At 72.2% G+C, this 9,843-nt stretch carries 9 protein-coding genes and 1 pseudogene; 6 read left to right on the top strand and 4 right to left on the bottom strand.

The features are described from left to right. Window positions 1-538: pseudogene (locus GXW74_RS14735) on the bottom strand (hypothetical protein); the annotation flags it as partial. Window positions 539-772: 234 nt separating this feature from the next. Between GXW74_RS14735 and GXW74_RS14730 the strand changes: the two are divergent. Next, the gene (locus GXW74_RS14730) at window positions 773-1,126 is read left to right on the top strand and encodes a hypothetical protein (protein WP_211847271.1); all 354 of its coding nucleotides are present in this window, start codon (window positions 773-775) and stop codon (window positions 1,124-1,126) included. Between the two features lie 234 nt (window positions 1,127-1,360). Here the strand turns inward: GXW74_RS14730 and GXW74_RS14725 are convergent, their stop codons facing one another. From GXW74_RS14725 to GXW74_RS14715, 3 genes are read right to left on the bottom strand one after another with little or no spacing between them, the layout of a single operon-like run. Beyond that, window positions 1,361-1,774: a Rieske (2Fe-2S) protein gene (locus GXW74_RS14725; RefSeq protein WP_211847270.1), complete on the bottom strand. Its 414-nt coding sequence runs from the start codon at window positions 1,772-1,774 to the stop codon at window positions 1,361-1,363. Then, window positions 1,774-2,880, bottom strand: coding sequence for an amidohydrolase family protein (locus tag GXW74_RS14720; RefSeq protein WP_211847269.1), 1,107 nt, complete (start codon window positions 2,878-2,880; stop codon window positions 1,774-1,776). The genes GXW74_RS14725 and GXW74_RS14720 overlap by 1 nt, the downstream gene beginning before the upstream one ends. Beyond that, window positions 2,877-3,938: an amidohydrolase family protein gene (locus GXW74_RS14715; protein WP_211847268.1), complete on the bottom strand. Its 1,062-nt coding sequence runs from the start codon at window positions 3,936-3,938 to the stop codon at window positions 2,877-2,879. The genes GXW74_RS14720 and GXW74_RS14715 overlap by 4 nt, the downstream gene beginning before the upstream one ends. Window positions 3,939-4,036: 98 nt before the next feature. Between GXW74_RS14715 and GXW74_RS14710 the strand changes: the two genes are divergently transcribed. The 5 genes from GXW74_RS14710 (at window position 4,037) to GXW74_RS14690 (ending at window position 9,757) form a co-directional block, all read left to right on the top strand. Beyond that, window positions 4,037-4,783 carry a tyrosine-protein phosphatase gene (locus GXW74_RS14710; protein ID WP_211847267.1) on the top strand — a complete coding sequence of 249 codons (747 nt, stop codon included), beginning with the start codon at window positions 4,037-4,039 and terminating at the stop codon, window positions 4,781-4,783. A 62-nt stretch (window positions 4,784-4,845) separates the two neighbouring features. Continuing rightward, window positions 4,846-5,853, top strand: coding sequence for an MBL fold metallo-hydrolase (locus GXW74_RS14705; protein WP_211847266.1), 1,008 nt, complete (start codon window positions 4,846-4,848; stop codon window positions 5,851-5,853). A 3-nt stretch (window positions 5,854-5,856) separates the two neighbouring features. After that, entirely contained in the window at window positions 5,857-7,491 is a 1,635-nt protein-coding gene (locus tag GXW74_RS14700; protein ID WP_246523359.1) for a gamma-glutamyltransferase family protein, read from the top strand. Next, window positions 7,491-8,540 (top strand): adenosine deaminase, encoded by a 1,050-nt coding sequence (gene add, locus GXW74_RS14695; RefSeq protein WP_211847265.1) that lies wholly within the window; start codon window positions 7,491-7,493, stop codon window positions 8,538-8,540. The genes GXW74_RS14700 and add overlap by 1 nt, the downstream gene beginning before the upstream one ends. Beyond that, the gene (locus GXW74_RS14690; protein WP_211847264.1) at window positions 8,537-9,757 is read left to right on the top strand and encodes a M20/M25/M40 family metallo-hydrolase; all 1,221 of its coding nucleotides are present in this window, start codon (window positions 8,537-8,539) and stop codon (window positions 9,755-9,757) included. The genes add and GXW74_RS14690 overlap by 4 nt, the downstream gene beginning before the upstream one ends. The last annotated feature ends 86 nt before the right edge of the window (window positions 9,758-9,843 follow it).

Below are 9,843 nucleotides of genomic sequence, written 5' to 3'. Positions count from 1 at the left end.
CGACGGGACGGGGCGGCGGCGGCGCGGCGCGCGGCGGCTCGGCGGCCGTAGCGCCCTCGGCGGCGAGCGCCGGCGGCAGGGCCGCGCCGTAGATTCCGCGCAGGTGCTGCAGCCGGGCAGCCGGGTCGCGCAGCGCGCCGGGTGGCGCCAGGCCCCATCCCGTCAGCAGCGGGCGGTCGTCGAGCGCGAGCACGGAGCCGGGACCGGCAAGCACCAGGGCAGCGCGCAGCAGCGGGTCCGCCATCAGCGGCGCCAGCGCGGCGAACTCGGCCTGGAGCTGCGCCTCCGCTGCCGCACGGCGCTGCGGCGGCAGGGCAGCGAGCGGCACCGGATCCCCAGCCCCTTCCGCATACCAGGACACCGAGCCGGCATTGCGCCCGTTGCCCCAGGTGACGACGGGCTCGGCGAACAGCGCCGCGCGCTCCGGCCCGAGCAGCGCGCGCAGCCGCGCATCCGCTTCCAGCACGGCGGTGCCGCCCACCGTGACGGGCTCGAGCCCCTGGAGGTCGGTCTTCAGGATGAAGCGCGGGCTCGCCATGGTTTCGTCGGCTCCGGGCGGTAGGCTGCAGGGGCGCGTCCGAATCCCGCGCCTCAGGTTGCGACTGTAGAGGCCAGGATGATGCGCGAGAATGGCGCCGCCGTGGCGATGGTCACCTTGCGACGGCGCAAGGCGGCCAGGCGGTGAAGCGCTTCACGCGGTGTGACGTGGTATCGTTGCGCTCGGCGGCGTGCCGACGCATCCCTTCGCACCGTCGCCTGAAGAGATCCGCCGATGCTTCGCATCCTTCCCCTGCTCCTGCTGTTGGCCGCACCGGCCTTCGGCCAGATGCTGCCGACGCAGAAGCCGGCGCCGCTCGGTGCCATGCAGGTGCCGCCGCCCGCGCTGGCCGCGCCGCCGCCCGCCATGGGCGCGCCCACGGAGCCGGCCGCGCCTGCCGCCGGCGGTCGCTGCGCGGCACCCCTCGCCCAGGGCTGCATGAGGATGCAGGCCTCCTGCCAGATGGCCTGCCCGGGGATCTGGAGCACCAACCCCGCCGCGCCGGCCTTCACGCCGACGGACCGCGCGGGGTGCATGCAGCGGTGCTTCCAGCAATACCTGTCGTGCCAGCGGACCTACGGGTGCTGACCAGGGAGGGCGCCGCCCTCCCCGGACCCCACCCGCCAAAGGCCGAAAGGCCTTTGGAAACCGGGACTTGGCACCGTGCGGTCAGGTCTCACCGAGCAGGCGAAGGCCATGGCGCGCGGCAAGCCAGGGCGCAGGCGGTCCGGTTCGGGTTCATCCGGGGATGATGCAAGGGGGTGGCGGCCGCCTCGGGCCATTGCTCCACAGTGACCAGGCGGCCGGGTCAGGGTCCAGGGCTCAGGCCTCGACCACGACATAGGCCTCCTCGACCCGCACCGACACTGTCTCGGCCTGGTAGGGGCCTTCGACCAGGGTCGCACCCTCCTCCACCCCGGCCGGGAAGGGCCGCACCTTGGTCCGGCGCGGATCGAACCAGGATTTCCCGGTGCGGATGTCGAATTCCCACTGGTGCCAGGGGCAGCGGATGAACTCCCCGGCGCGGGAGAAGCGATAGCTGCCCGGCTCCTCCGACTGCGTCAGCCCGCACAGGATCCCGCCCGAAAGCGGGCCGCCCTGGTGCGGGCAGCGGTCCAGCAGGGCGAAGAACTCGCCCTCCAGGTTGAAGACGACGATGCGCTTGCCCGCCGCCTCGACCACCTTGCGCCCGCCGGGCGGGATCTCCGCCACCGGCGCCACCACATGCTTCGCCATCAGGTGCCGTACAGCGCGCGCGCGTTGCCGCCGTAGATCGCCGCCCGCTTCTCCTCCGGGATGAAGGAGGGGATGGCGAGGCGCGGATCGTCGAAATCCCAGTGCGGGTAGTCGGAGGCGAAGAGGATCCGGTCCCACCCGATCCATTCCATGATGTCGAGCAGGTGCTCCGGCCGCTCCGGCTCCTCGATCGGCTGGGTGGAGACGAAGACGTGCTCGCGCATGTATTCCGACGGTGCCCGCCTCAGGTGCGGCACCTCGTCCTTCAGCCGCTTCCAGCTCGCGTCGAGCCGCCAGGCCAGCGACGGCATCCAGCCGAAGCCGCACTCGATCATCAGCACCCGCAGCTTCGGGAAGCGTTCGAAGATGCCCTCCACCACCATCGAGGCGACCTGCGCCTGCGCGCTGGTGGCGTGTTCCTGCACTTCCTCGACGTAGAAGGAAGGCCAGCCGCCATTGGTCATGGCATGGCCGGAATAGCCGAAGGCATGGATGCCGACCGGCAGCCCGGCCTCGGCCGCCGCCTGCCAGATCGGCCAGTAGCGCGTGCGGCCGAGCGGCTCGCAGGTGCGGCTCATCAGCAGCACCTGGCAGAAGCGCGGATCGCCGGCCCAGCGGCGGATCTCCTCGGCCGAGGCCGCGCCATCCTCGTAGGGCACGACGATCGAGGCCTTCAGCCGCGCATCATGGTCCACCCAATGCGCCACCTGCCACTCGTTCACCGCGCGGGCGAGCGCGATCGACAACCCATCGTTCACATCCCCCTGCCCCGAGGGCTGCAACGGGTTCAGCACGCCCATGTCGAGGCCGTAGCGGTCGAGCAATTGCTCCCGCAGGAAGGGCAGGTCCGAGGCCGGCGGCCCGCCGCCCGGCGGCCAGGCGTCCCGCCGGCAGGCGAGCGGCGCCGCCTTCGGGAAGGGATAGCCCTTGGCGAAGCCGTGCCGCGCATGGATGCCATAGGTCGCCAGCCTGTGCCAGGCGGCCTCCGACAGGAAGGGCCGGAACTCCGACAGGTCGCGCACGCGCGGATGGATGTCGCAGTCCACGAGGCCGAACGTGGCCGCCGCCGGGCGCCCCGGGGCGGCGATGGGCCGGACGAGGTTCATGCGCTTCCTCCCTCCCGCAGGCGAGCATAGGTCGCGCGCGGGTTGTCCACCATGATCTTCGGCAGCAGCCCCTCCGGGAAGCCGGGCGGGACCGTGGCGTCGCCCTCGAAATGCGCGTGCGGCCAGTCGGTCGCCCAGAGCAGCATCTCGTCCGAGCGCAGATGGTCGAGCAGGCGCCGGACGGTGTCGGCATCCTCCGGCGCGTCGAAGGGGCGGATGGTCATGCGGACGTGGTCGCGCACGATCTCGGCCGGCGCGCGGTCGATCCACGGGATCTCGAAACGCACGCCCTTCCAGGACTTGGTCAGCCGCCAGAGGAAGGCCGGCAGCCAGGAGACGCCGGATTCGATCAGCACCACCTTGAGCCCCGGGTACTTCTGGAACACGCCCTCGGTCACCAGGGAGGCCAGCGAGGCCTGGAAGCCGAAGGAATTCGAGGCGTATTCCTCGACATGCCAGGATGGCCAGCCCACCGAGGTCGGCGGATGCCGCCAGGCGCTGCCGGCGTGGATGCCGAGCGGCAGGCCGTGGCGTTCGAGCGCCGCATGCACCGGCCACCATTCGCGCCGGCCGAGCGGGATCTCCGCCATGCAGAGCACCATGCCCTGCACGAAGCGGGTATCGGGGGCGAGCCGCTCGATCTCCGCCACCGCCTCCTCCACCCCGTTGGGCAGCAGGATGGAGGCGCGCAGCCGGGCGTCGCGGTCGAGCCATTCGGCCCGCACCCAGTCGTTCACCGCGCGCGCCATCGCCGCGGACATGTCCCGGCTGAAAGGCAGTTGCACCGGGAAGAGCGGGTTCAGGATGCCGGCCGCCGCGCCCCAGCGGTCGAGCGCCTGGGACTGCACCTCGGCCACCGTGGACGGCGCGCCGCCCTTCGCCCCGCGCCAGTCCCGGCGCACCGTCGAGGGCGCGTTGGGCGGATAGGAGGCGCTCTCCAGCACCTCGATCCCGCGCTCGACCAGCGAGTGGCGCCAGTGCTCGTCCATGTAGGGCAGCAGCGCCGCCACACCGGGCACGCCCGGGTGCAGGTCGCAGTCGATGGCGGCCGTCGTCACGTTTCCTCCGCGCCGTTTGCTGGCGTCGCGCCCAGGTTCGACCCGATCGGCGCGCAGGGCAATGGGCAGGCGGGGCGCATCGGGCGATACTCGCGCCCATGGACCAGGACCTGCCTCGCGTGCTGCCCCTCGAAGGGGCTTCCAACCTGCGTGACCTCGGCGGCTGGCAGGCCGCCGGCGGGCGGCGCGTGCGCCACGGCATGGTGTTCCGCTCCGCCGCGCTGCACGGGCTCACGGATGTGGACCTCGCGCAGCTCGGGCGGACCGGCCTGCGCACCGTCTGCGACCTGCGCGGCGCGCGCGAGGCGACGCGCGCCCCGTCCCGCCTGCCTCCGGGCGCCGAGCCGCATCCCCTGCCGATCGAGCCCTTCGTCGGCGCCTCGCTCAAGGACATGCTGGAACGCGGCGCGGCGACCGGCGAAGGGGCGACGGACCTGCTGCGCCAGGCCTATCTCGCCTATGCCACCGACCACCTGCCGACCTATCGGCAGCTCTTCGCCCTCCTGCTGGAGGAAGAGCGCCGGCCGCTGCTGTTCCACTGCTCGGCCGGCAAGGACCGCACGGGGCTCGGCGCGGCGCTGATCCTGACGGTGCTCGGCGCGGACCGCGCCACGGTGATGGCGGACTACCAGGCGACGGACCGCTTCTGGCGCCGCGACCACCCGCTGCCGCAGGACGTGCCGCGCGCGGCGGCGGAGGCGATCCTCGCCACCCACCCCGCCCTGCTGCATGAGGCGCTGGACGCCGCCATCTCCCGCTTCGGCAGCGTCGAGGGCCTGGCACGGGAGGGCCTCGGCCTCGATCGCGCCGCCCTGGCCGAGTTGCACAGCGCCCTGCTGGACTGACGGCAGCCATGCCCGCGGGAGGGATTGAGCCCCCCGCCCCGGCGGGCCACGCTGCCGGGGACATGGACATCGACATCCCCCCGCCGGGCGAGGCCCGCACCATCCTGCCCGGCCTGCGATGGCTGCGCTTCCCGCTGCCCTTCGCGCCGCATCACGTGAATGTCTGGCTGCTGGAGGACGGCGCCGGCTGGCTGGCGGTCGACGCCGCCGTCGCCAATGACCAGACGCGGGACAACTGGCGTGCGGCGCTGACCGGCGAGGCCTTCGGCAACCGCGCGCTGACCGGCTTGCTGATCACCCATTTCCATCCGGATCACGCCGGGCTGATGGGCTGGCTCTCTGCCGGGCACGGCGTCACGCCGATGATGACGCGCATCGAATGGCTGCAGGCGCGGTCCCTGTGGTTCGACACCGGCGCGGAGATGCTGGAGCACCAGGCGGAATTCGCCCGCATCGCCGGCGCGCCGGCCGATTACTGCGCCTTCCTGCGCGGCCGCGGGCCGCTCTATGTCCGCGCCGTCTCGCCGCTGCCGCGCGCCTTCACCTGCATCGCCGACGGCGATGTCCTGCGCATCGGCGGACGGGAATGGCGCGTCATCACCGGCCAGGGGCATGCGCCGGACATGGCCTGCCTCTACTGCGCCGAGGCGAAGGTGCTGATCGCGGCCGACCAGATCCTGCCGCGCATCTCGCCCTATGTCGGGCTGCATGCGGGCGAGCCGATGGCCGATCCGCTCGGCGCCTTCCTCGCGTCGCTCACGCGCTTCCGCGACCTGCCGGAGGATACTCTGGTGCTGCCCTCCCATGGCGAGCCGTTCCGGCCGCTGCATGGGCGGCTCGATGCGCTGGACGCGCACCACGCGGACCGCCTGGCGGCGCTGGAGGAAGCCTGCCGCGCGCCGGCCACCGCGCATGCGCTGCTGCCGACGCTGTTCCGGCGGCCGCTCGACCAGGGCAGCCTGGGCTTCGGGCTGGGCGAGACGCTCGCGCATCTGCGCCGCCTGGAGGCCATGGGGCGGGTGGAACGCCTTCCCGATGCCGAGGGCATCATCGCCTGGGGCAGGAAGTAGCCCATGCCACGCCCCGCCCGCCGCATCCCGACACCACGCGCGATGATCGTCGCGCCGCAGCCCGAGGCGGTGGAGGCCGGCGCCGCCGTGCTCGCCGCCGGCGGCAATGCGATCGACGCGACGCTGGCCTGCGCCTTCACCCAGGGCGTGGTGGACCCGATGATGTGCGGGCTGGGCGGCCTCGGCGTGCTGACGGTCCATGATCCGCGCACCGGCACGCAGGTGGTGTTCGATGGGCTGTCCCCCTGCCCCGCCGGCGCGCATGCCGAGATGTGGTCGAACCTGTTCGAGCGCGAATGCAGCGACGGCTACGGCTTCGTGCTGAAGGGCGCGCCGAACGAGGTCGGGCACGGTTCGGTGACGGTGCCCTCCATCCTGCGCAGCTTCGCCGATGCGCATGCGGCCTTCGGGCGGCTGCCCTGGGGCGAGCTGTTCGGCGGCGCCATCGCCTGCGCGCGCGACGGCTGGATGGTCCGCCCGCATGTCCACATGATGATGGTGGCCGACGAGCGCGCCTATGGCCGGGTCAACATCGCGGACAAGCTCGCGGCGTCGGTCGACAGCGCGCGGCTGTACCTGCGCGCCGACGGCACGCCGAAGCGGCCGGGCGAGCGCGTGGTCAACCCGGACCTGGCGGCGACGCTCGGCATCATCGCGCGCGACGGCGCCGACGCCTTCTATACGGGCGAGATCGCCCGGCGCATCGCCGCCGACATGGCAGCGCATGGCGGGCTGGTCACCGAGGCCGACCTCGCCGCGATCCGCAGCCGCCGCGTGGAGCCGCTGCGCCTGCCCTATCGCGGTCGCACCCTGGTGCTGCCGCCGCCGCCGGCCGGCGGCATCTTCGTCGCCGAGGTGCTGCGCATCCTCGAACATTTCGACCTGCCGGCGATGGGCCACAACAGCCCGGCGATGATCGCCGCGCTGGCCGAGGCGCTGAAGATCGCCGGCATCGACAAGGATCGCCATGTCGGCGATCCGGATTTCGTCGCCATTCCGCTCCATCGGCTGCTCTCCGATGGCTACGCGGCCGAATGCGCGGCGCGCATCAAGGCGGGGGAACAGGCGTCGCTCGCGCGCCTGGGGGCGGAGCCGAAGGGGACGACCACCATTTCCTGCGTCGATGCGGACGGGCTGGTGGTGAGCGTCACCCACACGCTCGGCATGCCCTCCGGTGTCATTCCGCCGGGCCTCGGCTTCATGTTGAACGGGGCGATGAACTGGTACGATCCTCGGCCGGGGCGGGCGACCTCGATCGCGCCGGGCAAGCGGCGATTTTCGTCGATGTCGCCGCTGATCGTGATGGAGGGCGAGACGCCCGTCGCGACGCTCGGCGCGCCGGGCGGGGCCTGGATCGGGGTCGCGCTGGCGCAGGTGCTGGTGAACCTGCTCGATTTCGGCATGGGCATCCAGGAAGCGGTACTGGCGCCACGCATCAGCGCCACCAGCGAGACGCTGGACCTTTCGCTGCGCGTCCCGCGCGCGACGGAGGCGGCGCTCATGGCGGAGGGCTACAAGGTGAAGCGCGTGCCGACCACCTACGCCTTCGCGGGCGTGCATGGCATCGCCATGTGGGACGGCATGCTGGAGGGCGCCGCCGATCCGCAGCGGGACGGCTACGCGGCCGGCGTCGCCTGATGACCCTGTCGGAATTCTGCCGCGCGATGCCGAAGGTGGAACTGCATGTCCACCTGCTCGGCGCCATCCGCCTGGAGACCCTGGCCGAAATGGCCCAGCGCCAGGGCGCCGGCTATTCGCCGGAGGAGGTCGCCGAGCTGGCGCGGCGCGACGCCAGGCCGAAGGGCGTGCTGCACATCCTGCGCGCGCTGGAACAGCGCATCCTGCGCGGGCCCGAGGACCTGCACCGCATCGCCTACGAGTACCTCGAAGATGCGGCATCCCAGGGTGTCCGCCATGCCGAGATCTTCTGGAACCCGACCGGCACCGCGCGCGACAGCGGCATTTCCTTTGCCGCCGGCGCGGACGCCATCCTCGCCGCCTTCGACGACGCCAAGCACGACCACGGCATTTCCGCCCTGCTGATCCCGTCCATCGACCGCGAGGCCGACCCCGAGGACGCCGCGCAGATGGTGGAATGGATGGTCGCGCACCGCCACGACCGCATCATCGGCCTCGGCATCGACTACCGCGAGACCGACCACCCGCCCGAAGCCTTCTGGAAGGCATACCGGGCGGCGAAGCGCGCCGGCTTCCGCCTGACCGCCCATGCCGGCGAGTTCGGCTGCCACTGGCGCAACGTGGAAACCGCGATCGACCTGCTGGAGGTCGAGCGCATCGACCACGGCTACACCGTGCTGGACAACCCGGCGCTGGCGCGGCGCTGCGCCGAGCGCGGCATCGTCTTCACCGTGGTGCCGACCAATTCCTACTACCTGCGCACCCTGCCGGAGGACCGCTGGGCGCAGGACCACCCGATCCGCCGCATGCCGCAGGCCGGCCTGCTGATCCACCCGAACACCGACGATCCGCCGCTGCACCGCGTCGATCCGCAACGCTGCTGGCGCATGATGGTCGAGGATTTCGGCTTCGACCTCGACGATCTCCGCCGCTTCATGTTGAACGGCATCCTCGGCGCCTTCATCCCCGAGGACGACAAGCGCGGCCTCGCCGCCACCTTCACCGCCGAGTTCGATCACCTCCGCGCGCATATGGACCGCACTGCATGAACGCTTCCGAGACCATCGCCGCGATCCGCGCCGATGCCCGCTTCGCCAAGGCCGCCGAGACGCTCGCCGCGGAGCATGACCGCACCGTGGCCGACGTCATCACGCTCACGGAAATCCCCTCCCCACCCTTCGGCGAGGAGAAGCGCGCCGCGGCCTATCTCGGCATGCTCCGCGCCCACGGCCTTGAGGAGGTGGAGCAGGACGAGATCGGCAACGTCATGGGCATCCGCCGCGGTTTCGGCAACGGCGACATGCTGGTGGTCGCGGCGCATCTCGACACCGTCTTCCCCGCCGGCACCGATGTGCGCGTGCGGCGCGACGGCACGAAGCTGTTCGCCCCCGGCGTCAGCGACGACACCTGGTCGCTGGCGGTGAACCTCGCCTTCATCCGCGCGCTGGACGCGGCCGGCATCCGCACGCGGCACGACATCCTCTTCGTCGGCGATGTCGGCGAGGAAGGCCTCGGCGACCTGCGCGGGGTGCGGCACCTCTTCGCCCATTCGCGCCATCGCCCGCGCATCCGTGGCTTCCTGACGGTGGACAGCCCGCAGGTGGACCACATCGTCTCGGGCGGCGTCGGCTCCCGCCGCTACCGCGTGACCTTCCGCGGCCCCGGCGGGCATTCCTATGCCGCCTTCGGCCTGGTGAACCCGATGTACGCCATGGCGGAAGCCGCGCGCGGCCTCGCGGCGGTGGAGGTGCCGAAATCGCCGCCGACGACGCATTGCGTCAGCGTCGTCTCCGGCGGCACCTCGATCAACGCCATCGCCAATGCGGTGACCATCGAGGTGGACCTGCGCTCCGCCTCGGCCACCGAGCTCGACAGGCTCGACAGGCGCTTCCTGCAGATCGTGGACGAAGCCGTGGCGACCGAGAACGCCGCGCGCTCCACCAGCGCCGGGCTGATCACGGCCGAGCTCGTCCGCGTCGGCGACCGCCCGGCGGGCGAGACGCCGGCAGGCTCGCCGATCCGCGACGTCGCCGCCGCCTCGGTCGCGGCGGAGGGTTACACGCCGCAGTTCGAATTCTCCTCGACCGACGCCAACGTGCCGATGAGCCTCGGCATCCCGGCGCTCAAGGTCGGCGCCGGCGGGCGCAGCGGGCGGGCGCATTCGCTGGAGGAATGGCTCGACGTCGAGCCGCAGGAGAGCCTGCGCGGCATGCGCACCAGCCTCGCGACCATTCTCGCCCTGGCCGGCATGGACGGCATCGGCTGATGCCATCGGCCGCTATGTGCGGCCGCTGGTATCCGCCGTTTCGTGCCCTCAGGCGCCGGGCGCAAACCTCCGGCTTGCCGGGCTTC

This window comes from Neoroseomonas eburnea (genome assembly GCF_018129005.1).
Taxonomy (GTDB): Bacteria; Pseudomonadota; Alphaproteobacteria; order Acetobacterales; family Acetobacteraceae; genus Neoroseomonas; species Neoroseomonas eburnea.
This window is presented reverse-complemented; position numbering and strand designations above follow the sequence as displayed.